Genomic DNA, 23,457 nt, shown 5'->3' with positions numbered 1-23,457 from the left:
CGTGAAGTCACGCTTATTGGCAGGACTGGCCGCCGTCGTGCTGGCCATCGTCGGTGCCGTCCTCGTCGTCAGCTACGCCCAGGGCGCCGACACCCGCGCCGTTCAGAACCTGAATCCTGTCTCCGTCATGGTGGTGCAGCGGGCCGTTCCCGCCGGCACCCCGGTGACGTCTCTCGCGGCGTTCGTCACCAGCGAGGAACTCCCCGGCAAGGCCGTCTCCAAGACTGCGCTGAAGAATCTCGACAACGAGACTGGCAAAGTCACCGCCGTCGACCTGGTACCGGGCGAACAGCTCGTGGCAGAACGGCTGGTCCAACCGGAAGAGCTGAAGACCAGCGGATCGGTGCAGGTGCCCAAGGGGCTGCAGGAGGTGTCTTTCCAGCTTGAACCCCAGCGGGTGGTCGGCGGCCGCATCGCTCCGGGCGACCACGTCGGAATCTTCATCAACCTGAAGGATGGCGGCATCGAGGCCAAGCCGGAGAAGCAAACAACGCAGCTGACCGTGCACAAGGCCCTTGTAACGGCGGTCCAGCGTGCCCCCGCAACCACGCCCACTCCGCAGCCCTCGGCGAGCGGATCGGCCGCGCCGGCCGAGGACACCTCGCTCCCGGTGGGCTCGATGATCGTGACCGTCGCCGTCGACGACGTGGCCGCAACGAAGATTGTCTACGCCTCCAACTTCACGGATGCGGCGAGCATCTGGCTGAGCCGGGAACCGCTCGACGCCAAGGACAGCGGCCGCCCCGGAATCATCACCCGACCGGAGGTCTACAAGTGAGCCGCTTCGTCCTCATCACCCCCAACACCGACTTCGACGCGCGGGTCCGGCAGGCCGTTGCTGGCGGGCTACCGGGCGGCGTCCAGACTTTTGCCTACGTCAACCCGGCGGACCCCGGCGAGCTCTTTGCCAACCTCAACCAGGAGCGTCCCGAGGTGCTGATCCTCGGACCCGACGTTCCGGTTGAAGATGCGCTGCGGCTCGCCACCGTGTTCGACGTGCAACTGCCCGAGCTGAGCGTGATCCTGGTCGGCGAACCCGACCCGGATTTTGTGCTGCTGGCGATGCGTGCCGGGATCCGGGACATCCTTAGCCCCGCCTCGGACCCGGCCCAGATCCGGGTGCTGCTCGAACGTGCCTGCCAGTCCTATGCCAGCCGGACCCGGGGCACGGCCGTCCAGCAGCCGGACAACAACCCCAAAGGGCTGGTGATCGGCGTCTTCTCCCCCAAGGGCGGCGTCGGCAAAACCACCATCGCCACGAACATCGCGATCGGGCTGGGACAGGTCGCGCCGATGAGCGTGGTGATCGTGGACCTGGATCTGCAGTTCGGCGACGTGGCCTCCGGCCTGTACCTGAATCCGGAGCACACCGTCACCGACGCCGTTTCCGCCTCGGCAAGCCAGGACTCGTTGGTCCTCAAGGCCTTCCTCACGGTCCACCCGAGCAGCATCTACGCCCTCTGCGCGCCCCGCACCCCCGTAGAGGCGGATGACATCACGCCCCAGCAGGTCAGCCGGCTGATCGAACAGCTCGCGCAGCAGTTCCAGTACGTCGTCGTGGACACCGCCCCCGGCCTGCCCGAGGTGGGCCTGGCCGCCATGGAACAGTGCACCGACGTCGTCTGGGTCAGTGCGATGGACGTGCCCAGCATCCGCGGCCTCCGCTCGGGACTGGAAATCCTCCGTCGGCTCGACCTGCTTCCGGAAACCCGTCATGTGGTCCTGAATATGGCGGACTCCAAGTCCGGGCTCAGCGTCCAGGACGTCGAAGCCACTATCGGCGCCCCGGTGGACGTGAGCATTCCGCGCTCCAAGGCGGTGGCCTATTCCACCAACCGCGGGATCCCGGTCCTGCAGGACGGGCGCAAGGATCCGGCCGTGAAAGGCCTCCGGCAGCTGGTGACGCGCTTCGACCCGGCCTGGCGGGCCACCGCCCAGAAGAAGCTGCACCGACGGGTGGTTGTCTAGTGAAGCTCTCCGAACGCCTCTCCGCAGCCGAAGCCGGCGCCCAGCCGCAGCCCGCAGCACCGACGCCGTCGGCTGCCCCAGCGACGGCGGCGGCCACCGCCGGCCGACCGCTCCGTCTCTCCTCCCCGGCGGAACCGGCGCGTCCCGAGCCGTCGCGCCTCGCGGCGGCGGCCGCGCCGTCGTCCGTGGACCACCACGACGCCGCCCGCACCAAGGGCCAGCACCCGGTGGATGCCTTCGCCGCGCTCAAGGAGCGGGCGGCCACCGCGCTGTTCGAACGGATGGGCACGCGCTTCAACGACTCGGCGGTCACGGAAGACGAACTGCGCGCCACCGCACGCGACGAACTGACCCGCATCATCGACGCCGAACAGGTGCCGCTGTCCACCGAGGAGCGCACCAGGCTGGTCCGCGACGTCGCGGACGACGTGCTGGGGTACGGGCCGCTCCAACGGCTGCTGGATGACCCCGCGGTCACCGAGATCATGGTCAACCGGATGGACCAGATCTACGTGGAACGCAAGGGCCAGCTCACCCTTACCGATTCGCGCTTCAGTTCGGAGGACCACCTGCGCAAGGTGATCGAACGCATCGTCTCCAAGGTGGGACGCCGGATCGATGAGTCGTCCCCGCTCGTGGACGCGCGGCTCGAGGACGGCTCCCGCGTCAACGCGGTCATCCCGCCGCTGGCAGTCGGCGGCTCCTCGCTCACCATCCGAAAGTTCAGCAAGGTCCCGCTCACGGTGCGCAACCTGATCGACTTCGGCACCCTGACGCCCGAGATGGCTGAGCTGCTGAACGCCTGCGTCCGGGCCAAGCTGAACATCATCGTCTCCGGCGGCACCGGCACCGGCAAGACCACGCTGCTGAACGTCCTCTCGTCCTTCCTGCCGCACGACGAGCGCATCGTCACCATCGAGGACGCGGTGGAACTCCAAATCCAGCAGGAACATGTGGTGCGGCTGGAGAGCCGGCCGCCCAACACCGAGGGCAAGGGCGAGGTCACCATCCGCGATCTGCTGCGCAACTCCCTGCGCATGCGCCCGGACCGGATCGTGGTGGGCGAGGTCCGCGGCGGCGAGTCCCTCGACATGCTGCAGGCAATGAACACCGGCCACGACGGCTCGCTCTCGACCGTCCACTCAAACTCGCCGCGCGACGCCGTCGCCCGCCTCGAGACCCTGGTGCTGATGGCCGGCATGGACCTTCCCCTGCGCGCCATCCGCGAGCAGATCGCGTCCGCGGTGAACTTGATCGTGCAGATCTCCCGTCTGCGGGACGGCACCCGCCGCATCACGCACGTCACCGAGGTGCAGGGCATGGAGGGGGACATTGTCACCCTCCAGGACGCCTTCGTCTTCGACTACTCCGCCGGCGTGGACGCCCACGGCCGCTTCCTCGGCAAACCGGTGGCCACCGGGATCCGGCCGCGCTTCATCGACCGTTTCGAGGATCTCGGCATCCACGTCTCGCCCCAGGTCTTCGCGGCACCGCTGGCGCCGGCCGGCAGGGCGTGATCCGGCCATGACGCTGACTGTCGGCATCGTCTTCCTCGCCGCTGCCCTCCTGCTGCTGGCCATCACGGTTCTTTCGCCGGGAACCGCCCGGGTTCCGCTGGACCGACGGCGGCCGGTGCAGACGTCTCCGGACTCCTCGCTCAGCCGCTTCGCCGGCTCCGCGGTCAGCCTGGCGGAAGGCTTCCTTGCGCAGCGGAAGATCAGGCTCTTCAACCGGGAGGCCCTGGAGCAGGCGGGTCTGCGCATGGGCCAGGGCGACTTCTACGTGCTGCTCGCTGTCGGTGCCTTTGTGGGCGCGCTGGCCGGCTTCGTGGTCGGCGGCCCGCTGCTGGCCCTCCTGCTGGTCCTGCTCGCCCCGGTGGCGGGACACCTCGCCCTGAAGGTCCTCGCCGGCAAGCGTCGCGCAAAGTTCGATGACCAGCTCGGCGACACCCTGCAGTTGCTCTCCGGCGGCCTGCGCGCCGGGCACAGCATCCTACGGGCCATCGACGCCGCCGGCAGCGAATCGCAGAGCCCCACCGCGGAGGAAATGCGCCGTGTCATCACCGAAACGTCCCTGGGCCGCGACCTGCTGGCCTCGCTCAGTGACACCGCGGAACGGATGCGCAATGAAGACTTCGTCTGGATCGCCCAGGCCATCCAGATCAACCGCGAGGTCGGCGGCAACCTCGCCGAGGTGCTGGACCAGGTGAACGAGACCATCCGCGAGCGCAGCGAGATCAAGGGCCACATCAAGTCCCTCGCGGCGGAAGGGAAGTTCTCCGCCTACATCCTGATGGCCATGCCGGTCGGCATCGTGATCATGCTGATGCTGGTCAATCCCGGCTACATGAACGTCATGTTCACGAATCCGCTGGGCTGGGGCATGATCGCGGCGTCCGTGATCCTGATGACGATCGGCGGCCTGTGGATGCGCAAGATCATCGACCTGAAGTTCTGAGGCCCGGATGAAGCCCCTAATCCTGTGTTCCCTGCTGCTGATCTGCCTCCCGTCGGCCTACCTGACCTGGTCGGTCCTCTCCGTCGACCGCAAGTCCCAACGTGCCATCCGCGAAATGCTGTCGCTGGGCACCGGCCCGGTGGAATCCGCCGGGCCCAGGGAGAGCGCCCTGCTGGAGCGGATCGGCCACCGCCTGACGCCTCCGGCGTACGTCCGGAAGCTCGACCGGCTCCTGTCCCTTGCCGGACGCCCCGCTTCGCTCCCGCTGGGCCGGGTGCTGGCAGCCAAACCCCTGCTGGGACTGCTGGGTGCCCTCCTGGGTCTCTGGCTCGCCAGCACGCCGGCGCCGCTCCTGAAACTGGTGGGCTTGTTCGTGATGCTCCTGGGCTACTTCATCCCGGACCTGCTGCTGTACAGCAAGGGCCAGGAACGCCAGAAAATCATGCAGCTGGAACTGGCCAACACGCTGGACCAGATGCTGATTTCGGTCGAGGCCGGCCTGGGGTTTGAGGGCGCCATGGCGCGGGCCGGTGAAAACGGCAAGGGCCCGCTCGCCGAGGAGCTGGTCCGCACCCTGCAGGACATGCAGGTGGGGCGCAGCCGACGGGAGTCGTACCAGGCGCTGGCGGAGCGGACCAACATCCCGGAGCTGCKCAGCTTCGTCCAGGCCGTGGTGCAGGCGGACACCTACGGCATTGCCATCAGCCGCGTGCTCCGGATCCAGGCCAAGGTAATGCGCGTCAAGCGCCGCCAGCGGGCCGAGGAGAAGGCCATGAAGCTGCCGGTCACCATCCTGTTTCCCCTGCTGTTCTTCATCTTCCCGGTGCTGTTCATCGCCATCCTGGGACCTGCCGTAATCAACGCCATCGAGACCTTCAGCGGCCACTGACCGGCCGGCACGTTCGCAGCAGACGGCCCTCCGGGGTGCCCCTGAAACTACCGGCAAAAGTGCCCGCAAGTTTGCCCCAAAGGGCGGGACAAGGATAGCCGCAAGGTTTCCGCAGGAAACCCCGCCCCCTCGGGCGCCGGTCCGGACAGCTAGTACCGTAGTGCCATGTCTCTTTTAGCTCCCGGCCCTGACGACGGAATCGCGGGATCCCTGCTCGCCGCCGATGCCCCCGCCGGCGGGGCCGGACTGACGGCGCCGCTGCCCGAAACGGCCCCGCTGGTGGACCCCGCTGCGCTCCAGACCCTGGGCGAGCAGCTGGACAGCGCCGCCGTCGCCAAGGGCTTCGCACGGGACTACGCCGAGATGTGGGCCCAGCGCTATGAGTCGCTTGCCGGGGCCTTGGAGCGCCGTGACCAGGCCTCGGCCCTTGACGCGGTGCTGAGCGTCAAAACGTCCTCGTCGATGGTCGGCGGGCTGCGCCTGGCCGAACTCGCCGGCGAACTCGAGGAAGCAATCCGCGACGGGAACCTCGGACTGGCCGCCTCCCGGCTGGCCGAGGTCGCCGCCCGGGGCAGCGAAACCGTCGATGAGCTGCAGTTCAGCTACATTCTCTGGGAGCGCTAAGAACGAACAGGGGCCAGGCGGTAGCCCACGCCGCGCACCGTCTGCAGCCAGCGCGGCTGCACCGAATCCTCCCGGAGCTTCCGGCGCAGGTTTCCGATATGGACCTCGACGGCCCGTTCGTCGGATTCGCTGATATAGGCGTCGGCGCGGTAGTACTCTCCCCGCACCACACGGACCAACTCGGTCTTGGACTTCACTGCCCCGGCGCCGCGAAGCAGCGCGTGCAGGAGGTCGAACTCGCTGCGGGTCAAAGCGAGCGGCTCGTCGTCGACCGTCACCGAGCGCATCTCGGGGTTCAGGGCCAACCCGTTGTGCCGCAGCACGTTGTCCGGAACGGCGGCGTCGGCGCCCGGTCGTCCCGGCGCCGCCGTCGATGCGCCCTGGCCCTCACTCCGCGGCCGGCGCATCATGGCAGCCACCCGGGCCCGCAGCTCACGGGGCCGGAACGGCTTGGTCAGGAAGTCGTCGGCGCCGGTGTGCAGCGCCGTGAGCGTGTCCAGTTCGTCCGTCCGCGCGGTCAGCATGACGATGTAGGCATCGCTGAACTGCCGGATCCGGCGCAGCACCTCATAGCCGTCAATATCGGGGAGGCCCACGTCCAGCGTGACCACACTGGCTTCCCGCTGCCGGACGACGTCGACCCCCGCACGGCCCTCGGCCGCCGAGTGCACCTCGAAACCGGCCTGCCGGAGCACCGCCTCCACGAGGTTGCGCACATCCGCGTCGTCTTCAACAACGACGGCCACCCCAAGGTCAGTCATGCCACCCTCACATCCGATGCTGCTCCGTCGGCTGGCGGTGGACAAGCCCCCGCCGCCGCTACGAAACCGGGGCCCCATGCCCCGATGCCCAGCCCGTACCCAAGGGACACGGACTACGCATGTCCTGCCACAATACCCACAGGAGGCCTCAATTTCGGCCTCCGGCGCAGTAACACGGACAACAATAATATGTTTGATGTCAAGCAGGTGTGACAGCAATGTAAACTCCAGATGCGAGGAAGGGGCGCTTGGCATTGAATGAACAGCGGCTGTTTCGTGGCGCGGGAGTGGACCGCCACCTAGCAACCCTGCATCCGCGTGCCCGGGTGCTGCTCAGCCAGCTCCCGCTTGTGTTGCTGTTCAGCGCCGGCCTGGCGTCCACACCGGCCGCGTGGGACCTGCACTTGACCAGCGGTTGGGGCCAGGCGGCCCTCACGCTCCATGCCGCACTCCTCCTGGCCTGCCTCCTCGTCCCGTGGCAGCGGTTCGGACCGCTGGCTTCCCTGGTCATTCCGGTTCTGGACCTCGCCGCGATCGGCCTCAGCCGGGTCGCCGCCGCGGAAGTAGTGCCGGGCCTCGGCGTGCTGTCCGTGCTTCCCGTCGTCTGGATAGCCGCCTCGCAGCTCTCCCCCGCCGCTATCGTGTCGGTCAGCTTCCTCGGACCGCTGCTGGCAGGCCTGCCGTGGTGTTTCGCCGCTGGCCCCGAAGACAGCCCCGGCCGCAGCGCCACAGTGGTGTTGCTGGCACTGATGACCCTGGCGGTCGCGCTGGCCATGCAGTTCGTCAGGGCGCAACTGCGGCGCCAGCAGCGCAGGGTTGAAGCCAAGGAGGCGGAGTTGCAGGCCCTCCTCGCGGAGAGCCGGGAGCGCGAGCGGCTGCTCAACACCATCCTGGACACGGTCGACGTCGGCATCGTCGCGATTGGTGCGGACGGGCGGCGCCTGCTCACCAACAGCTGGCAGGCCCGGCTGGAGGCGTCCGCGGCAACCGCCGGGCCGGCCGGGCCAGGTGATCCAGGCTGGGAAGAGCAACTGCTGCTGACCGGACGGGACCAGGCCACACCGCTCCCGCCCGGCCGGCGCCCGCTGCGCCGGGCCCAGCAGGGCGAATCCTTCGCGGACCACTTGGTCTACTTCGGGGAAGCGCCCGGCAGCCGGGTCGTGTCCACCGGGGCGAGGCCGCTGAAAGACGACGACGGCGGTTTCGGCGGCGCCGTCGTGGTGTACAACGAGGTCACCGGGCTGGTCAATGCCCTCGCCGCCAAGGAGGACGTGGTCGCGACGGTTTCGCACGAGTTCCGGACACCCCTGACGTCGATCATCGGCAATCTGGACCTGGTGTTGGGCGATGACCTGCCGCTGCCGGTGCTGCGCCGGATTGAAGTGGCGCAGCGCAATGCCGAGCGGCTGCTGGCGCTCGTCTCGGATCTCCTGATGTCCGCCAGCTCCGCGGTGCAGGTCCACCCGCGGAAAACCGACCTGGCCGGGCTGGTGGAGGCAAGCCTCGGCTCGGCGCAGGCGCATGCGCAGTCCTCGCGCGTTTCGCTGGCAATGGACGTGCCGGCGCCGCTGTGGGCGAATGTGGACCCGCTGCGGATCGGCCAGGCGCTGGACAACCTCGTCTCCAACGCCATCAAGTATTCACCGGAGGGCGGCGCCGTCACTGTCACGGCCAGGGAGGACGACGGCCGGGTGCTGCTACAGGTGGAGGACAGCGGCATCGGCATGACCGCCGCGGACGCCGAACGGGTCTTCACCCGCTTCTTCCGGAGCCCGGCGGTGCGCGACGGCGCGATCCCAGGGGCCGGGCTGGGCTTGTCCATCACCAAGGCGATCGTGGAGGGCCACGGCGGCTCCATTAGCTGCAGCACCCTCCCCGGCTGCGGAAGCACCTTCACCGTGGACTTGCCGACGGACGGCCATCCGGCCGCTTTTTAGTCTCAGGGTCAGTCGCCGGGCCCCATTTCCCCAGCTTCGACGCCGTCGGCCGGCGTGTTGCGCCGACCCGCCCCCCTTGTAGGGGTTTCGCCGCGGCAAAGGTGGGGAAAATCAGCGGCCGGGCTACTCGCGCCTGGCCCGCGTCAGTTCGGCCCGGGCCAGCAGTCCGCTCGCTGAGGGGTACGCCACCTCTTCGAGTACCAGTGGATGCGGGGCGGCGAGGACGGAGCGCGCATCCCGCTGCCGGGCGATCAGGCGTTCGTACAGCCGCCCGGGCTGTTCGATGCCGGCTCCGACGTAGAGCGCCGACCCCACAAGCGAGCGAACCATGTTGTGGCAGAAGGCGTCCGCCTGCACGGTGGCGACGATGACGCCGTCCGCGCCGCGGGTGAACTCGAAACGCTGCAATTCCCGGATGGTCGTGGAGCCTTCGCGGGGCTTGCAGTAGGACCGGAAGTCCTGCAGTCCCAGCAGTTGGGCGGCCCCTTCGTTGAGCAACGCGGTGTCGAGCCGTTCCTTGTGCCAGAGCGTCGTATACCGGCCGAGCGGGTCCCACAGCGCCGGCCCGTCAGCGATCCGGTAGCTGTAGCGCCGCCAGAGCGCGGAGAAGCGCGCGTCGAAGCCTTCCGGGGCCAGGGCAGCGCGGTGCACCTCAATTGCGCCGCTGAGCTCACCCAGCCCCCGGCTCAGGGCACCGCGGAGCCGCCGGAGCAGCGCCGCCGAGGGGTCAAGCTCGGCCCCTCGGTTCAGTCCCCGCCATTCCGCCTCGCTCAGGTCGAGGTGGACCACCTGCCCCCGTGCGTGCACGCCGGCGTCGGTGCGCCCGGCCACGGTCACGCGGACGGGTCGTCGGATCAGCAGGGCGAGGGCTTCCTCCAGGACGCCCTGCACGGTGCGGCGGCCAGGCTGCAGCGCCCAGCCGCTGAAGGGGCGGCCGTCGTACGACAGATCCAGCCGGATACGCAAAAACCCGCCGCCCCCCATAACGGGGGCAGCGGGTTTGAGCTCATTCATAGACTTAAGTCTATAAGAAGGCCTTGGCGAATTACTTCGCGTCCTTCTCGGACTCGGCAGCAGCTTCCTCAGCGGCCGGAGCCTCTTCGGTCTCTGCAGCTTCGGTCTCTGCAACCTCAGCCTCGGGGGCCTCTTCGGTCTCCGCAGCTTCGGTCTCGGCAACCGGAGCGGCCTCGGCCTTGTCGGCGTCGCGCTTGGCAGCGGAAGTAGCCTCGGCTACCACGGCCTGCTTGGCGGAAACCGGCTCGAGGACCAGTTCGATGACAGCCATGGGAGCGTTGTCGCCCTTACGGTTGCCGATCTTGGTGATGCGGGTGTAGCCACCATCGCGGTTCTCCACTGCCTGTGCAATGTCGGTGAACAGCTCGTGGACGACGCCCTTGTTGCTGATCAGGCCGAGCACACGACGGCGGGAAGCCAGGTCGCCACGCTTGGCGAAGGTCACCAGGCGCTCTGCGTAGGGCTTCAGTCGCTTGGCCTTGGTCACCGTGGTGGTGATCCGCTTGTGCTCGAACAGTGAAGCTGCCAGGTTCGCGAGCATGAGACGCTCGTGAGCCGGGCCGCCTCCGAGGCGCGGACCCTTAGTGGGGGTAGGCATAACTATTTCTCCTCATATGGAAGCCGGCGGGCTGTGCACGCTGCGGTGCGTCCAGCCTGCTGGCCAAGATCTGTTTTAGAGCTCGTCGTCGCTGAAAGCGGCGTCGTCCTCTTCGATGGCTGCGGCGCGGGCTGCGAGATCGAAACCGGGAGGGGAGTCCTTGAGGGACAGACCCAGTTCAACAAGCTTCGCCTTGACCTCATCGATGGACTTCGCACCGAAGTTACGGATGTCCATCAGGTCAGCCTCGGAGCGGGCAACGAGTTCACCCACGGTGTGGATGCCCTCACGCTTGAGGCAGTTGTAGGAACGGACGGTGAGGTCCAGATCCTCGATCGGCAGGGCCATGTCTGCTGCCAGGGCAGCATCCGTCGGCGACGGGCCAATCTCGATACCTTCAGCTGCGGTGTTCAGCTCGCGAGCCAGACCGAACAGTTCCACCAGGGTGGTGCCTGCCGAAGCAACGGCGTCGCGCGGGGCGATTGCCTGCTTGGTCTCGACGTCGACAATCAGCTTGTCGAAGTCGGTGCGCTGCTCAACACGGGTAGCTTCCACGCGGAAAGTAACCTTCAGCACCGGCGAGTAGATCGAGTCGACCGGGATACGGCCGATCTCGGAGTCGCCGGACTTGTTCTGAGCTGCCGAAACGTAGCCGCGGCCGCGCTCGATGGTCAGTTCGAGCTCGAACTTGCCCTTCGAGTTCAGCGTGGCAATGTGCAGATCCGGGTTGTGGAATTCGACGCCGGCCGGCGGAGCGATGTCCGCGGCGGTGACGACTCCCGGGCCCTGCTTGCGCAGGTAAGCAACAACCGGCTCGTCGTGCTCGGAGGAAACCGACAGGTTCTTGATGTTCAGGATGATCTCGGTGACATCTTCCTTGACACCCGGAACCGTGGTGAACTCGTGCAGCACGCCATCGATCCGGATGCTCGTTACAGAGGCACCGGGGATGGAGGAGAGCAGGGTACGGCGGAGGGAGTTTCCGAGGGTGTAACCGAAGCCCGGCTCCAGCGGTTCAATGATGAAACGGGAGCGGTTATCGGAGACGACCTCTTCGGAGAGGGTGGGGCGCTGTGCAATGAGCACTTAGGTTTCCTTTCGGCGAGCATCCGCTATATGACGCAACACAGGTGGTGGAAAGATCGGTCTAATGACTTAACGCGGCTGGGCTTGCCCGGACCTGTGGGGGTCCGGGCAAGCACCGGCTAAGACTTAGACGCGGCGGCGCTTCGGCGGGCGGCAGCCGTTGTGCGCGCTGGGGGTTACATCCTGGATGGATCCAACCTCGAGGCCAGCGGCCTGCAGCGAACGGATTGCGGTCTCGCGTCCGGATCCCGGTCCCTTGACGAACACGTCAACCTTGCGCATGCCGTGCTCCTGTGCACGCTTTGCGGCGGCTTCGGCGGCCATCTGGGCAGCGAACGGGGTGGACTTGCGGGAGCCCTTGAAGCCAACCTCACCGGACGAAGCCCAGGAGATGACAGCACCGTTCGGGTCCGTGATGGACACGATGGTGTTGTTAAAGGTGCTCTTGATGTGCGCCTGGCCCAGCGCGATATTCTTCTTGTCCTTCTTACGCGGCTTGCGAACCGCGCCACGAGTCTTCGGGGGCATTATTTCTCCTACAGAAAGTTATTGGGGGAAGACGAGCTGATCCCGGAGGATTTAGCGGGTCTTCTTCTTGCCGGCGACGGTCCGCTTCGGACCCTTGCGGGTACGGGCGTTGGTCTTCGTACGCTGTCCGCGTACGGGCAGGCCCTTGCGGTGACGCAGGCCTTCGTAGCTGCCGATTTCAACCTTGCGGCGGATGTCAGCGGCTACCTCGCGGCGAAGGTCACCCTCAACCTTGTAGTTGCCTTCAATGTAGTCACGCAGCTGGACGAGCTCGGCGTCGGACAGGTCCTTGACCCGAACGTCCGCGCTGATGCCCGTGGCAGTCAGGGTTTCGTGTGCACGGGTCTTGCCCACGCCGTAGATGTAAGTAAGCGCAATTTCCAGCCGCTTTTCGCGGGGAATGTCTACGCCAGCGAGACGAGCCATAGTGGCAGTGCTCCTTGAATAAACCGGAGGTCGTAGGCAGTACACCCGCACAATCCGTACGGCCCCAGCCTCCGACCGGGGGTTAGCTGTCCGGACTCGTTATTGCTCAGTGTCCCAGATCAGCTTGTGCTGCCTTTTATTTACTTGCGTGGGTTAGCAACCCAGGGTTTCCCGTGAAGGAAATTAGCCCTGGCGCTGCTTGTGGCGCGGGTTCTCGCAGATCACCATGACCCGGCCATTACGGCGGATCACTTTGCACTTTTCGCAGATCTGCTTGACGCTCGGCTTGACCTTCATGGCGTTCCTTTGCGTGTTGCAGTTGGTCAGCTGGTCCGGCCTTCAGCTGTTGCCGAGGCCGCCCAGTGTTTACTTGTAGCGGTAGACGATACGACCACGTGTCAGGTCATAAGGGCTCAGCTCCACCACTACCCGGTCCTCAGGGAGAATCCTGATGTAGTGCTGGCGCATCTTTCCAGAGATGTGCGCCAGAACGATGTGCTTGTTGGTGAGCTCAACGCGAAACATCGCGTTAGGCAGCGCCTCGGTCACAACGCCCTCGATCTCAATGACCCCGTCCTTCTTGGCCATACCCTCCGCTAACTGTTGTTGCCACAGCCCCTCCGGCTTGCACCGGCGATCACTGCGGACGATTTTAATTGCTTGTTTTGCTAGCTTGCCTGCAGCCACCTGGCCACAAAAGGGCACAACAGGGCAGACAACCAACAGTCAACACTACGGCATTGCGGGCCGAATGTTAAATCCAGCCATGCTAGCGCACTCGGTCCCGGTATGCACGAAAGCGCCCCGCCGGAGTCTCCACCTCGAGTGCCGCGGCGATCCCGTCCAGGATGGCCAGCCGCACGACGTCGGCTGCCGCGCTTTGCAGGGTAATCAGGCTCAGCTGGCGTGCGGCACCGCTGCTGCGGTCCAACGGGAGCGCCCCGGTCGCGAGGCAAAAGACCGTGTCCCCGTCGGCGAGGGTGTGACTGGGGTCCAGGGCCCGCGCCAGCCCCGCGTGGGCGGCCGAGGCCGTGCGCTTGCACTCCGCCTTGTCCAGGATGGCGTTCGTCGCGACGACGACGAGGGTGGTGTTGAGCGCGGGCGGCACTGAGGTTCCGGCTGGGCCGTGGCCGGCTTCCGCCGCAAAAGGTAACCCGAGCGCGTTCACCACGGCGAGGGCCCCGACGACCACCGGGCCGTCCGGGGAGATGTTCTCCAGGGTGATGGAGGCGGTTCCCACTCCCCCTTTATACGTGCCCCGGCCGATCAGGGCTCCGGTGCCGGCTCCGGTGTTGCCGCGGTCGACGTCGTGCCCCTCCTGGCGGGAAGCGGCGTCGGCCGTGGCTGCATAACCCATCGCGGCGTCGGGGCGGGCGCCGAAGTCACCGCCGCGGCCCAGGTCGAAGATGGCGGCCGCGGGCACGATCGGCACCACCCCGCCGTTTACCGCGAAGCCCCTCCCCTGTTCTTCGCACCAGCGCTGGGCCCCGTGGGCGGCCGCCAGCCCGAAAGCGCTGCCGCCGGTCAGGACCACGGCATCGACCGCGGTGCTCAGGGTGGTGGGGTCGAGCGCGTCGGTCTCGTGCGTACCGGGGCCGCCGCCCCGGACGTCCACCGAACCGGCCGTGCCTGGCGGTGGCAGGACCACCGTGACGCCGCTCAGCCAGCCCTCACCGGTCCGGGAGGCGTGACCCACTCGGATCCCGGGAACATCCGTAATCGCAGTCATGGCTCCATTGTGCGCCTCACTGCCGGGACATCAGGCGCGGCGATCTCCCGGCTGGCAAACGAACGTTATGGAATACTGCAACCAACAAGAGGTAAACGGGCAAGGAAGCCTGACATAACAATGCTCTGACAAGGCCTTGTGCGGGGTTCCGCCCATCCAGTGTGTGGTGAAGTGTTCTTGATCCCCCCGCCCAACTGCCTGCCCTCGGCAGGCCCGGATCCGTTAGAGACCCCTATGACTAGACAATTGACTGACAGTCCGGCGACTACCGCCGGGGCCGTCACACGGGATCAGCGCCGGGGACGCTGGTCCGCCCGGACCCGCAGGGACTTCATTGTGTTCCTGGCGCTGGCCCTGCCGAACCTGGCACTGATAGCGGTGTTCACCTACCTCCCGCTCATCAACAACATCTACTACTCCACGCTGGACTGGACGCTGGGCTCCGCCTCCGCGACGGTCGTCGGCCTGGACAACTACATCAACTTCTTCACCAGCGCCGACGCCCCCAAGGTGTTGGGCACCACGGCCATCTTCACCGTCATCACGGTCGGCGGCTCCATGGTGCTCGGGCTGCTGGTGGCACTCGCCCTGAACTCGAAGGTCCGGGGCACCACCTTCGCGCGATCCGCCGTCTTCGCCCCCTACGTGCTCAGCGGCGTCGGCGTCGGCTTGGTCTGGCTGTTCATCTTCGACCCCGGCTACGGGGTGCTGTCCTGGCTGCTCCGCGGCATCGGGCAGCAGAGCCCGCAGTGGATCAACGATCCGCAGCTGTCCCTGGTCATGGTGATCACCGTCTACATCTGGAAGAACCTCGGCTACTGCGCCGTCGTCTACCTCGCCGGCCTCCAGTCGCTCCCGAAGGACGTCATGGAAGCCGCATCGCTGGACGGCGCCAACGGGTTCCGCCGCTTCATCAGCATGTCGGTCCCGCTGCTCTCCCCCACCACGTTCTTCCTGCTGATCACCACGATGCTCAGTTCCCTGCAGGCCTTCGACCTGATCCGGATCATGACCCCGCTCGGCAACGGCACGTCCACCCTGATCTACGAGGCCTACCTGCAGGCGTTCGGCGCCTTCAACCGGGCCGGCTACTCGGCCTCCATCTCCGTGGTCCTCTTCGCCATCCTCCTGGTCATCACCGTGCTGCAGGTGCGGTTCGTAGAACGGAAGGTGCACTACTCGTGAGCACACTCTCTCCCGTGAACCCCGACCCCGCTGCCAGCACCGGGCCAGTTCAGCGCCCCGAGGATCCGCAGCAGCGCCCACGGCCGTTTTCCCGCGCCAACCTGGCCCAGACCATCGCCACGGGCTACCTCCCGCTCATCCTCGCCACCCTCGTGGTGGTCTTGCCGCTGTTCTGGATGGTGCTGAGCTCCTTCAAGCAGCCCGGGGAGATCGTCACAACGGACCTCAAGATCCTCCCGGAGAGCGTGAACCTGGACAACTACCACGTCGCGATGACGACGGTGCCGTTCGCGCAGTTCTTCGTGAACAGCCTGATCGTCACCACGGTGGGATCCACCGTCAAGGTGATCCTGGCTATCCTGACGGCCTACGCCCTGGTCTTCGTCCGCTTCCCGTTCAAGAACGTCATCTTCATCGTCATCCTGGTCGCCCTCATGGTGCCGCCGCAGGTGTCCATCCTGCCCAACTACATCCTGATTGCGGGCATGGGCGGAAAGAACACCCTGTGGGGAATCATCCTGCCCGGGCTGGGGACCGCGTTCGGCACGTTCCTGCTGCGCCAGCACTTCATGACGCTGCCCGGCTCCATCCTGGAAGCTGCCGAGATCGACGGAGCGGGCCACTGGCGCCGGCTCTGGCAGGTCGTCGTCCCGGTCTCCGGTCCCTCCATCGCGACGGTTGCCCTGGTCACCGTGGTGAGCGAATGGAACGACTACATCTGGCCGCTCATCATCACCGACCGCCCGGAAACCATGACGCTCCCGGTGGGCCTGACCCTGCTGCAGAACTCGGAAGGCAACGGCTCCGGCTGGGGCATCCTGATGGCCGGCGCCGTGCTGGTGATCGTACCGATCCTGCTGGTTTTCGCGGCCCTGCAGCGCTACATCGTGGCCGGACTCACCCAGGGCAGCGTGACCGGGTGACCCGACCTCCCTCCCCCGAAACAACCCATCATCACAACGAGTCAACCCTTTTGAGAGGATCCACCATGGCAATCAATCTCGGCCGCAGACACTTCCTTGGCCTGGCCGGCGCGGGCGCAGGAGCAGCAGCCCTGTCGGCCTGCGGCGGCCCGTCCACGAGTGGCGGCACCGGAGCTTCCGGCGCGGCGGACATCGATTTCAGCGGCGTGAAGCCTGCCTCATCCATCGACTTCTGGACCAACCACCCGGGCAAGTCCCAGGACGTGGAAAAAGCGATTATCGAGAAGTTCCAGGCCAAGTTCCCGGAGATCAAGGTCAACCTGATCACCGCGGGCGCCAATTACGAGGAGATCGCACAGAAGTTCCAGACCTCGCAGGCGGCCAAGTCCGCCCTGCCCGGCCTCGTGGTGCTCTCGGACGTCTGGTGGTTCCGGTACTACACCAACGGCAACATCATCCCGCTCAACAGCTTGATCAAGCAGCTGGATATCAAGGTTGACGATTTCCAGAAGTCGCTCGTCGCGGATTACCAGTACGCCGACAAGCAGTGGGCCCTCCCCTACGGCCGCTCCACGCCGCTGTTCTACTACAACAAGGACCACTTCAAGGCCGCCGGCCTGCCGGACCGGGCACCCAAGACCTGGCAGGAGTTCGCCGAGTGGGCCCCGAAGCTCAAGGCCAGCTCCGGCGCCCAGTACGCCTACATTTACCCGGCGCTGGCCGGATACGCCGGCTGGACCCTGCAGAACAACCTCTGGGGCTGGGGCGGCAGCTGGTCGAACGAGTGGACCATCAACTGTGATTCCGCCGAGTCGGTGGAGGCGCTGCAGTGGGCCCAGGACTCGATCTACAAGGACAAGTGGGCCGGTGTTTCCTCCAAGGAAGCTGCGGACGACTTCGCGGCAGGCATCACCTCCGCCACGATCGCTTCCACCGGTTCCCTGCTGGGCGTGCTGAACTCGGCCAAGTTCAACGTAGGCGTCGGCTTCCTGCCGGGCGGTCCGAAGAAGGAAACCGGCGTGTGCCCCACCGGCGGCGCCGGGCTCGGCATCCCCAGCGGTGTCAGCAAGGAGGTCCAGCTCGCTGCCGCGACCTTCCTGAAGTTCATGACCGAGCCCGAGAACACCGCAGCGTTCTCGGCCGCCACCGGCTACATGCCCACCCGGACCTCGGCCGACATGACCGCGGTGCTCGCCAAGACGCCGCAGATCAAGACGGCCATCGACCAGCTCGCGGTCACGCACGTGCAGGACAACGCCCGGGTGTTCCTGCCGGGCGCGGACCAGGAGATGGCCAAGGCCGCCGCGAAGATCCTCACCCAGCAGGGCGACGTCAAGGCCACCATGACCGAGCTCAAGACCACCCTTGAGGGCATCTACACCAAGGACGTGAAGCCGAAGCTGAAGAGCTGACGCTTGCCCCCTGCCTGAGAATACGACGAATCCCTGGCGATGCTGGTAGTCCAGCATCGCCAGGGATTCGTCGTTTAATGGCCGCTCAGGCAAAGCCGCTGAGGCCAAGCCGCTGAGCCCGCTGGCCGGCTACGGGATCGGGACAGGCACGACGCCGAGGGGCGCCAGCTTCGCGGCTCCCCCGTCGGGCGCGGAGAGCACCCAGATCCCCTTCTCGTGCACCGCCACGGAGTGCTCCCACTGGCAGGAACGCTTCCCGTCGGTGGTCACCACGGTCCAGTCGTCGTCGAGGGTAGCGGTTTCAATGCTGCCGCGGACCAGCATGGGTTCGATCGCCAGGCAAAGCCCGGGACGGATCTTGGGCCCGCGGTGGCTCGTCCGGTAGTTCAGCACATCCGGGGCCATGTGCATCTCGGAGCCGATGCCGTGGCCCACGTAATCCTCCAGGATGCCAAGCGGCTTGCCCGGCACCGAAGACACGTAGTCATCCACCGCGTTGCCGATGTCACCGACGAACTTGCCGGTGGCCAGCGCCGCTATGCCATGCCACATGGCCGCCTCGGTGACGTCGGAGAGCCGCTGGTCCTCCGGGTCGGCCGTCCCCACGATGACGGTCCGCGCCGAGTCGGAGTGCCAGCCGTCCACGATCGCGCCGCCGTCGATCGAAATGATGTCCCCGTCCTTGAGCACACGGTCGCCCGGGATGCCGTGCACCACTTCCTCATTGACCGAGGTGCAAATGGTCGCCGGGAACCCGTGGTAGCCGAGGAAGTTGGACTTCGCCCCTGCTTCCTGGAGCACGCCGGCGAACACGGCGTCGAGGTCCCGGGTGGTGACCCCGGGGAGCGCGGCGGCCACGGCGGCGTCTAGCGCACGGCTGAGGACCAGCCCGGCTTCGTGCATGGTCCGCATCTGGGCGTTGGTCTTATATTCAATGCGGGTCTGGCCGAATGCCATCCTCAGCGTCCTTTCGGTGGTGCCGCTCCGCCCGGCGTGGGGTTTGCGGAGAAATGGCTGAGGCTCCTCCCGGCAGTGCGGGAGGAGCCTCGATAGTCACGGGCCCGGATCAGGCGGACTGGGCCGCTTTGATGGCCTGCATGACGCGGTCAGTGACCTCGTCGATGCCGCCGATGCCGTCGACCTGGGTGAGGATGCCGCGGTCGGCATACTTGGCCACGACGGCCTCGGTCTGGCCGTGGTAGAGATCCAGGCGGTGGCGGATCACGGCTTCGTTGTCGTCGCTGCGTCCGGTGTCCTTGGCGCGGCCCAGCAGGCGGGTGACGAGTTCCTCGTCATCGGCCGTGAGCTGCAGGACGACGTCGAGCTTCTGGTCGCCGTCGGCGAGGATCGCGTCGAGGTAGTCCACCTGCGCCGTGGTGCGCGGGTAGCCGTCCAGCAGGAAGCCGGCTTCGACGTCGTCTTCCGTGAGGCGGTCCCGGACCATCTTGTTGGTGACGCTGTCAGGAACGAAGTCGCCCGCGTCCATGTACTTCTTGGCTTCAATGCCGAGCGGCGTCTCACCCTTGACGTTGGCCCGGAAGATATCGCCGGTGGAGATCGCAACGACGCCGAGGCGCTCCGAAATACGCTCCGCCTGCGTTCCCTTGCCGGAACCGGGAGGTCCGATAATCAACATTCTCGTCATCGCAAAAGCCCTTCGTAGTGACGCTGCTGTAGCTGAGCATCAATCTGCTTGACGGTCTCCAAACCTACGCCCACCATGATCAGGATCGAGGTGCCACCGAACGGGAAGTTCTGGTTGGCATTGATCAGGACCAAGGCAATCAGCGGGATCAGGGCCACAAAGCCCAGGTAGATCGCGCCGGGCAGGGTGATCCTGGAAAGCACATACTGCAGGTAATCCGCGGTCGGCTTGCCGGCACGGATACCCGGAATGAAGCCGCCGTACTTCTTCATGTTGTCAGAAACTTCCTCAGGGTTGAAAGTGATCGCAACATAGAAGTAAGTGAAGAACACAATCATGGCGAAGTACAGGGCCATGTAGATGGGGTGGTCACCGCGGGTCAGGTTGTTGTTGATCCACTCAACCCACGGCGCGACGGGCTCGCCCGGCGCAGGCCGGTTGAACTGGGAGATCAGGCCCGGCAGGTACAGCATCGAGGAAGCGAAGATGACGGGAACGACGCCGGCCATGTTCACCTTGATGGGGATGTAGGTGCTCGTCCCGCCGACGGTGCGGCGGCCGATCATGCGCTTGGCGTACTGCACCGGGATGCGGCGCTGGGACTGCTCAACGAAGACCACCAGGGCGACGGTCAGCAGGCCGATGACGAGCACCATGAAGAAGGTGCCCGGGCCCTGCGCCTTCCAGATCGCGCCGAGGGAGGTCGGGAAGCCGGCGGCGATGGAAGTGAAGATGAGCAGCGACATGCCGTTGCCCACGCCCTTCTCCGTCACGAGCTCGCCCATCCACATGATCAGGCCGGTGCCGGCCGTCAGCGTGATGATGATCAGGATCGTGGTGATGATGCTTGAATCCGGGATGATCGGCAGCTGGCAGTTCGGCAGCAGCTGGCCGGAGCGTGCCAGGGAGACCAGCGTCGTGGCGTTCAGGAGGCCCAGCGCGATCGTCAGGTACCGGGTGTACTGGGTCAGCTTGGACTGGCCCGAAGCGCCCTCTTCGTAGAGCTGCTGGAACCGGGGAATGACCACGCGGAGCAGCTGGACGATGATGCTGGCCGTGATGTACGGCATGATCCCGAGCGCGAAGATCGAGACCTGCAGCAATGCACCGCCGCTGAACAGGTTGACGAGCTGGTAGATCCCGCCCGAGGTCTGACCGTTCTGCAAGCATTGCTGGACATTCTGGTAGCTCACACCAGGCGAGGGGATGAAGGCACCCAAGCGGAAGATTGTGATGATTCCCAGCGTGAACAACAACTTGCGTCGCAGATCAGGCGTGCGAAAGGCCCGGCCAAATGCGCTAAGCAAGCGTCCTCCTGAGTAATAAGTAAAGTCGTGTGAGATAGGTCAAATAAACCCAACAACCGAGTCTAACGGGTGGATGCGCCCGGCGAACAATCGGCGGGGCCGTGAAATGGAAAAAACTCCCGGCACCGGGGGCCTGAGCCCCACGGTGCCGGGAGTTTCTACAACGGGCTACTGCCCCGCCGCCTCGTTAGAGGGCGGTGGTGCTGCCGCCTGCTGCTTCGATCTTTTCTGCGGCGCTGGCCGAGAATGCGTGGACGGTGACGTTCACCTTTACGGTGATGTCGCCGGTGCCAAGCACCTTGACGGGCTGGTTCTTGCGAACGGCGCCCTTAGCAACCAGGTTCTCCACGGTGACGTCGCCACCTTCCGGGAACAGCTCGTTGAGCTTGTCCAGGTTTACAACCTGGTACTCAACCCGGAACGGGTTCTTGAAGCCGCGCAGCTTCGGCAGGCGCATGTGCAGCGGCAGCTGGCCGCCGGCAAAGCCAGCCTTGATCTGGTAGCGGGCCTTCGTACCCTTGGTACCGCGACCAGCGGTCTTACCCTTGGAACCTTCACCACGACCAACGCGGGTCTTGGCGGTCTTGGCACCCGGGGCGGGACGCAGGTGGTGAACCTTCAGTGCGTTCTGCTTCTCAGCAGCGGCGCCCTGTGCCTTCTCGGCGGTGTTCTTCTCTGCCATTTACTTCGCCTCCTCTACCTTTACCAGGTGCGGAACCGTGTTGAGCATCCCGACGGTCACGGCGTCGGCGGTGCGGACAACGGTGTGTCCGATCCGCTTCAGGCCGAGGGACCGAAGGGTGTCGCGCTGGTTCTGCTTGCCGCCAATGGCGGACTTGATCTGAGTGATCTCCAACTGAGCGTCGGAGGGAATCAGGTTCTTAGCCATGACTCAGACACCTGCCTTCTGGTTCAGGAGAGCCTTCACCATTGCCGGCGGAGCGATCTCGTCGAGCGGGAGGCCGCGGCGTGCTGCCACTGCTGCCGGCTCTTCGAGGCGCTTCAGGGCATCAACGGTCGCGTGAACGATGTTGATGGCGTTGGAGGAACCGAGCGACTTGGAGAGGATGTCGTGGATGCCCACGCACTCCAGTACTGCACGGACCGGACCGCCGGCGATAACACCGGTACCGGCGGAAGCCGGACGCAGCATGACGACGCCTGCAGCGGCTTCGCCCTGCACACGGTGCGGGATGGTGCTGCCGATGCGGGGAACGCGGAAGAAGGACTTCTTGGCCTCTTCAACGCCCTTCGCGATGGCGGCGGGAACTTCCTTAGCCTTGCCGTAGCCGACGCCGACCATACCGTTGCCGTCACCGACGACGACGAGGGCGGTGAAGCTGAAGCGACGACCACCCTTGACGACTTTGGAAACACGGTTGATGGTTACGACGCGCTCTACGAACTGGCTCTTCTCGGCTTCGCGGCCGCCGTCGCGGCCACCACGGCCACCACGGTCGCCACGGCCCTGGCCGCGGTCGCCACGCTCGCCACGACGCGCGCCACCACGGCGGTCGTCAGTGGTAGCAGGCGCAGCGGTCTCAGTTGCCGGAGCAGCTACAGCTTCAGTCACCTGAATGTCCTTTTCGTTATTTTCGGTCACAGTGCCAGCCCACCTTCACGTGCGCCGTCAGCGACGGCGGCGATCCGGCCGTGGTACTTGTTACCACCGCGGTCGAAGACAACAGCTTCGATACCGGCAGCCTTGGCACGCTCGGCAACGAGCTCGCCAACGCGCTTGGCCTTGGCGGTCTTGTCACCGTCGAATGCACGAAGGTCGGCTTCCAAAGTGGACGCGCTCGCTACGGTCAGGCCCTTGGTGTCATCGACAACCTGGACGAATACGTGGCGTGCGGAACGGTTGACGACCAGACGCGGACGTACAGCCGTACCGGAGATGCGCTTGCGGATACGAAGCTGGCGGCGGCTGCGCTGGGCAGACTTGCTCTTGTTCGTACGCTTCTTGTTAATTGCGATGGCCATGGTTACTTACCAGCCTTTCCGACCTTGCGGCGGATGACTTCGCCGGCGTAGCGGATGCCCTTGCCCTTGTAGGGGTCCGGCTTCCGCAGCTTGCGAATGTTGGCAGCAACCTCGCCGACCTGCTGCTTGGAGATACCTGAAACAGAGAGCTTGGTCGGGGTCTCAACTGCAAAGGTGATGCCGTTCGGAGCCGAGACGTTGACCGGGTGGCTGTAGCCCAGAGCGAACTCCAGGTCAGAACCCTTGGCCTGGACGCGGTAACCGGTACCGACAATCTCAAGCTTCTTCTCGTAGCCTGCGGTAACGCCCTGGATCATGTTGGCGATCAGGGTGCGGGTCAGGCCGTGCAGCGAACGGGAGGCGCGCTCGTCGTTCGGGCGGGCGACAGTCAGGGTGCCATCTTCCAGGGTGACCTCGATCGGGCTGGCCACAGTGTGGCTCAGCTCGCCCTTGGAACCCTTGACGCTGACGACAGAGCCGTCAACCTTGACCTCAACGCCGGCAGGAACGGTGATGGGGAGACGTCCAATACGTGACATTATTCTCTTCCTTTCCCGTTACCAGACGTAAGCGAGGACTTCGCCGCCCACGCCCTTCTTGCCGGCCTGCTTGTCAGTCAAGAGGCCGGAAGAGGTGGACAGGATTGCGATACCCAGGCCACCGAGCACGTGCGGCAGGTTGGTGGACTTTGCGTAAACGCGCAGTCCCGGCTTGGAAATACGACGAACACCAGCGATGGAACGCTCGCGGTTCGGACCGAACTTGAGCTCGAGGGTCAGCTTCTTGCCAACCTCCGCGTCTTCTTCCTTCCAGGAGGCGATGAAGCCTTCTGCCTTCAGGATGTCAGCAACGCGTGCCTTGAGCTTGCTGTAAGGCATAGACACGGAATCGTGGTATGCCGAGTTTGCATTGCGCAGACGCGTAAGCATATCTGCGACAGGATCTGTCATAGTCATGTGGGCTCTTGCCCTTCCTCATAACGGTT

At 65.7% G+C, this 23,457-nt stretch carries 28 protein-coding genes; 10 read left to right on the top strand and 18 right to left on the bottom strand.

Features of this window, described 5'->3' with window-relative positions; genetic code table 11:
- The first annotated feature begins 1 nt into the window (after nucleotide 1).
- The 6 genes from cpaB to AC1DK9_RS03305 all read left to right on the top strand — a co-directional run bounded on the left by cpaB (nucleotide 2) and on the right by AC1DK9_RS03305 (nucleotide 5,938).
- Nucleotides 2-778 (top strand): Flp pilus assembly protein CpaB, encoded by a 777-nt coding sequence (gene cpaB, locus AC1DK9_RS03330; RefSeq protein WP_476914981.1) that lies wholly within the window; start codon nucleotides 2-4, stop codon nucleotides 776-778.
- Nucleotides 775-1,968 (top strand): CpaE/TadZ family protein, encoded by a 1,194-nt coding sequence (locus AC1DK9_RS03325; RefSeq protein ID WP_476914980.1) that lies wholly within the window; start codon nucleotides 775-777, stop codon nucleotides 1,966-1,968. Before cpaB ends, AC1DK9_RS03325 begins: the two co-directional genes overlap by 4 nt.
- Entirely contained in the window at nucleotides 1,968-3,485 is a 1,518-nt protein-coding gene (locus AC1DK9_RS03320) for a CpaF family protein (RefSeq protein WP_476914979.1), read from the top strand. The genes AC1DK9_RS03325 and AC1DK9_RS03320 overlap by 1 nt, the downstream gene beginning before the upstream one ends.
- Before the next feature lie 7 nt (nucleotides 3,486-3,492).
- Nucleotides 3,493-4,425, top strand: a complete 933-nt coding sequence (locus AC1DK9_RS03315; protein ID WP_476914978.1) for a type II secretion system F family protein — start codon at nucleotides 3,493-3,495, stop codon at nucleotides 4,423-4,425.
- Between the two features lie 7 nt (nucleotides 4,426-4,432).
- A complete protein-coding gene (locus tag AC1DK9_RS03310; protein WP_476914977.1) occupies nucleotides 4,433-5,314 on the top strand; it encodes a type II secretion system F family protein in 882 nt (293 codons plus the stop codon).
- 165 nt (nucleotides 5,315-5,479) lie between these two features.
- The gene (locus tag AC1DK9_RS03305) at nucleotides 5,480-5,938 is read left to right on the top strand and encodes an Hpt domain-containing protein (RefSeq protein WP_476914976.1); all 459 of its coding nucleotides are present in this window, start codon (nucleotides 5,480-5,482) and stop codon (nucleotides 5,936-5,938) included.
- Here AC1DK9_RS03305 and AC1DK9_RS03300 read toward each other — a convergent pair.
- A complete protein-coding gene (locus AC1DK9_RS03300; RefSeq protein WP_476914975.1) occupies nucleotides 5,935-6,699 on the bottom strand; it encodes a response regulator transcription factor in 765 nt (254 codons plus the stop codon). The two genes, AC1DK9_RS03305 and AC1DK9_RS03300, sit on opposite strands and share 4 nt — an antisense overlap.
- Nucleotides 6,700-6,947: 248 nt before the next feature.
- Between AC1DK9_RS03300 and AC1DK9_RS03295 the strand changes: the two genes are divergently transcribed.
- Nucleotides 6,948-8,636 carry a sensor histidine kinase gene (locus tag AC1DK9_RS03295; protein ID WP_476914974.1) on the top strand — a complete coding sequence of 563 codons (1,689 nt, stop codon included), beginning with the start codon at nucleotides 6,948-6,950 and terminating at the stop codon, nucleotides 8,634-8,636.
- A 123-nt stretch (nucleotides 8,637-8,759) separates the two neighbouring features.
- On the opposite strand, the gene AC1DK9_RS03290 is transcribed toward AC1DK9_RS03295, so the two are convergent.
- From AC1DK9_RS03290 to AC1DK9_RS03255, 8 genes are all read right to left on the bottom strand, one after another.
- Nucleotides 8,760-9,650: a tRNA pseudouridine synthase A gene (locus tag AC1DK9_RS03290; RefSeq protein WP_476914973.1), complete on the bottom strand. Its 891-nt coding sequence runs from the start codon at nucleotides 9,648-9,650 to the stop codon at nucleotides 8,760-8,762.
- A 31-nt stretch (nucleotides 9,651-9,681) separates the two neighbouring features.
- Nucleotides 9,682-10,248, bottom strand: coding sequence for a 50S ribosomal protein L17 (gene rplQ, locus AC1DK9_RS03285; protein WP_476914972.1), 567 nt, complete (start codon nucleotides 10,246-10,248; stop codon nucleotides 9,682-9,684).
- Between the two features lie 75 nt (nucleotides 10,249-10,323).
- Entirely contained in the window at nucleotides 10,324-11,334 is a 1,011-nt protein-coding gene (locus AC1DK9_RS03280; RefSeq protein ID WP_024366109.1) for a DNA-directed RNA polymerase subunit alpha, read from the bottom strand.
- A 126-nt stretch (nucleotides 11,335-11,460) separates the two neighbouring features.
- Entirely contained in the window at nucleotides 11,461-11,862 is a 402-nt protein-coding gene (rpsK, locus tag AC1DK9_RS03275) for a 30S ribosomal protein S11 (RefSeq protein ID WP_018773682.1), read from the bottom strand.
- A 51-nt stretch (nucleotides 11,863-11,913) separates the two neighbouring features.
- Nucleotides 11,914-12,288, bottom strand: a complete 375-nt coding sequence (gene rpsM / locus AC1DK9_RS03270) for a 30S ribosomal protein S13 (RefSeq protein WP_476862355.1) — start codon at nucleotides 12,286-12,288, stop codon at nucleotides 11,914-11,916.
- A 183-nt stretch (nucleotides 12,289-12,471) separates the two neighbouring features.
- Nucleotides 12,472-12,585, bottom strand: coding sequence for a 50S ribosomal protein L36 (gene rpmJ, locus AC1DK9_RS03265; protein ID WP_009358722.1), 114 nt, complete (start codon nucleotides 12,583-12,585; stop codon nucleotides 12,472-12,474).
- A gap of 69 nt (nucleotides 12,586-12,654) precedes the next feature.
- On the bottom strand, nucleotides 12,655-12,876 hold the full coding sequence (infA, locus tag AC1DK9_RS03260) for a translation initiation factor IF-1 (RefSeq protein WP_009358723.1): 222 nt from the start codon (nucleotides 12,874-12,876) through the stop codon (nucleotides 12,655-12,657).
- Nucleotides 12,877-13,057: 181 nt separating this feature from the next.
- Entirely contained in the window at nucleotides 13,058-14,017 is a 960-nt protein-coding gene (locus AC1DK9_RS03255) for a P1 family peptidase (protein ID WP_476862356.1), read from the bottom strand.
- A 234-nt stretch (nucleotides 14,018-14,251) separates the two neighbouring features.
- On the opposite strand from AC1DK9_RS03255, the gene AC1DK9_RS03250 reads away from it, so the two are divergent.
- The 3 genes from AC1DK9_RS03250 (at nucleotide 14,252) to AC1DK9_RS03240 (ending at nucleotide 17,537) form a co-directional block, all read left to right on the top strand.
- Entirely contained in the window at nucleotides 14,252-15,202 is a 951-nt protein-coding gene (locus AC1DK9_RS03250; RefSeq protein WP_476862357.1) for a carbohydrate ABC transporter permease, read from the top strand.
- Nucleotides 15,199-16,125, top strand: a complete 927-nt coding sequence (locus AC1DK9_RS03245) for a carbohydrate ABC transporter permease (protein ID WP_476862358.1) — start codon at nucleotides 15,199-15,201, stop codon at nucleotides 16,123-16,125. Before AC1DK9_RS03250 ends, AC1DK9_RS03245 begins: the two co-directional genes overlap by 4 nt.
- A gap of 65 nt (nucleotides 16,126-16,190) precedes the next feature.
- Entirely contained in the window at nucleotides 16,191-17,537 is a 1,347-nt protein-coding gene (locus AC1DK9_RS03240) for an ABC transporter substrate-binding protein (protein ID WP_476914971.1), read from the top strand.
- Between the two features lie 129 nt (nucleotides 17,538-17,666).
- Here AC1DK9_RS03240 and map read toward each other — a convergent pair whose 3' ends face one another.
- From map to rpsH, 9 genes are all read right to left on the bottom strand, one after another.
- Nucleotides 17,667-18,494, bottom strand: coding sequence for a type I methionyl aminopeptidase (map, locus tag AC1DK9_RS03235; protein ID WP_476914970.1), 828 nt, complete (start codon nucleotides 18,492-18,494; stop codon nucleotides 17,667-17,669).
- A gap of 109 nt (nucleotides 18,495-18,603) precedes the next feature.
- Nucleotides 18,604-19,173, bottom strand: coding sequence for an adenylate kinase (locus tag AC1DK9_RS03230; protein WP_476862361.1), 570 nt, complete (start codon nucleotides 19,171-19,173; stop codon nucleotides 18,604-18,606).
- A 5-nt stretch (nucleotides 19,174-19,178) separates the two neighbouring features.
- Nucleotides 19,179-20,489 (bottom strand): preprotein translocase subunit SecY, encoded by a 1,311-nt coding sequence (secY, locus tag AC1DK9_RS03225; protein ID WP_476862362.1) that lies wholly within the window; start codon nucleotides 20,487-20,489, stop codon nucleotides 19,179-19,181.
- Between the two features lie 187 nt (nucleotides 20,490-20,676).
- Nucleotides 20,677-21,171 (bottom strand): 50S ribosomal protein L15, encoded by a 495-nt coding sequence (gene rplO, locus AC1DK9_RS03220; protein WP_476862363.1) that lies wholly within the window; start codon nucleotides 21,169-21,171, stop codon nucleotides 20,677-20,679.
- Complete coding sequence (rpmD, locus tag AC1DK9_RS03215) at nucleotides 21,172-21,378, bottom strand: 50S ribosomal protein L30 (protein ID WP_056626615.1); 207 nt, start codon at nucleotides 21,376-21,378, stop codon at nucleotides 21,172-21,174.
- Nucleotides 21,379-21,381: 3 nt separating this feature from the next.
- Nucleotides 21,382-22,062 carry a 30S ribosomal protein S5 gene (rpsE, locus tag AC1DK9_RS03210; protein ID WP_173403037.1) on the bottom strand — a complete coding sequence of 227 codons (681 nt, stop codon included), beginning with the start codon at nucleotides 22,060-22,062 and terminating at the stop codon, nucleotides 21,382-21,384.
- Nucleotides 22,063-22,088: 26 nt separating this feature from the next.
- The gene (rplR, locus tag AC1DK9_RS03205) at nucleotides 22,089-22,472 is read right to left on the bottom strand and encodes a 50S ribosomal protein L18 (RefSeq protein WP_018773674.1); all 384 of its coding nucleotides are present in this window, start codon (nucleotides 22,470-22,472) and stop codon (nucleotides 22,089-22,091) included.
- A gap of 2 nt (nucleotides 22,473-22,474) precedes the next feature.
- Nucleotides 22,475-23,011 (bottom strand): 50S ribosomal protein L6, encoded by a 537-nt coding sequence (rplF, locus tag AC1DK9_RS03200; RefSeq protein ID WP_028269576.1) that lies wholly within the window; start codon nucleotides 23,009-23,011, stop codon nucleotides 22,475-22,477.
- A gap of 18 nt (nucleotides 23,012-23,029) precedes the next feature.
- Complete coding sequence (gene rpsH / locus AC1DK9_RS03195) at nucleotides 23,030-23,428, bottom strand: 30S ribosomal protein S8 (protein ID WP_056737814.1); 399 nt, start codon at nucleotides 23,426-23,428, stop codon at nucleotides 23,030-23,032.
- Between the last annotated feature and the right edge of the window lie 29 nt (nucleotides 23,429-23,457).

Source organism: Arthrobacter sp. 01T414 (assembly GCF_056398965.1).
The sequence above is the reverse complement of the archived record's forward strand: the minus strand, read 5'-3'. Positions and strand labels throughout refer to the sequence as shown.

Coding starts and splice junctions, on each gene's coding strand:
- AC1DK9_RS03230 (WP_476862361.1), bottom strand. CDS start 19,173: ATGTTGATTATCGGACCTCCCGGTTCCGGCAAGGGAACGCAGGCGGAG.
- rplF (WP_028269576.1), bottom strand. CDS start 23,011: ATGTCACGTATTGGACGTCTCCCCATCACCGTTCCTGCCGGCGTTGAG.
- rpmJ (WP_009358722.1), bottom strand. CDS start 12,585: ATGAAGGTCAAGCCGAGCGTCAAGCAGATCTGCGAAAAGTGCAAAGTG.
- rpmD (WP_056626615.1), bottom strand. CDS start 21,378: ATGGCTAAGAACCTGATTCCCTCCGACGCTCAGTTGGAGATCACTCAG.
- map (WP_476914970.1), bottom strand. CDS start 18,494: ATGGCATTCGGCCAGACCCGCATTGAATATAAGACCAACGCCCAGATG.
- AC1DK9_RS03255 (WP_476862356.1), bottom strand. CDS start 14,017: ATGACTGCGATTACGGATGTTCCCGGGATCCGAGTGGGTCACGCCTCC.
- AC1DK9_RS03250 (WP_476862357.1), top strand. CDS start 14,252: ATGACTAGACAATTGACTGACAGTCCGGCGACTACCGCCGGGGCCGTC.
- rpsK (WP_018773682.1), bottom strand. CDS start 11,862: ATGCCCCCGAAGACTCGTGGCGCGGTTCGCAAGCCGCGTAAGAAGGAC.
- rpsM (WP_476862355.1), bottom strand. CDS start 12,288: ATGGCTCGTCTCGCTGGCGTAGACATTCCCCGCGAAAAGCGGCTGGAA.
- rpsH (WP_056737814.1), bottom strand. CDS start 23,428: ATGACTATGACAGATCCTGTCGCAGATATGCTTACGCGTCTGCGCAAT.
- rplO (WP_476862363.1), bottom strand. CDS start 21,171: ATGGCAGAGAAGAACACCGCCGAGAAGGCACAGGGCGCCGCTGCTGAG.
- AC1DK9_RS03300 (WP_476914975.1), bottom strand. CDS start 6,699: ATGACTGACCTTGGGGTGGCCGTCGTTGTTGAAGACGACGCGGATGTG.
- AC1DK9_RS03290 (WP_476914973.1), bottom strand. CDS start 9,650: ATGAATGAGCTCAAACCCGCTGCCCCCGTTATGGGGGGCGGCGGGTTT.
- AC1DK9_RS03315 (WP_476914978.1), top strand. CDS start 3,493: ATGACGCTGACTGTCGGCATCGTCTTCCTCGCCGCTGCCCTCCTGCTG.
- rplQ (WP_476914972.1), bottom strand. CDS start 10,248: ATGCCTACCCCCACTAAGGGTCCGCGCCTCGGAGGCGGCCCGGCTCAC.
- infA (WP_009358723.1), bottom strand. CDS start 12,876: ATGGCCAAGAAGGACGGGGTCATTGAGATCGAGGGCGTTGTGACCGAG.
- AC1DK9_RS03240 (WP_476914971.1), top strand. CDS start 16,191: ATGGCAATCAATCTCGGCCGCAGACACTTCCTTGGCCTGGCCGGCGCG.
- AC1DK9_RS03305 (WP_476914976.1), top strand. CDS start 5,480: ATGTCTCTTTTAGCTCCCGGCCCTGACGACGGAATCGCGGGATCCCTG.
- rplR (WP_018773674.1), bottom strand. CDS start 22,472: ATGGCCATCGCAATTAACAAGAAGCGTACGAACAAGAGCAAGTCTGCC.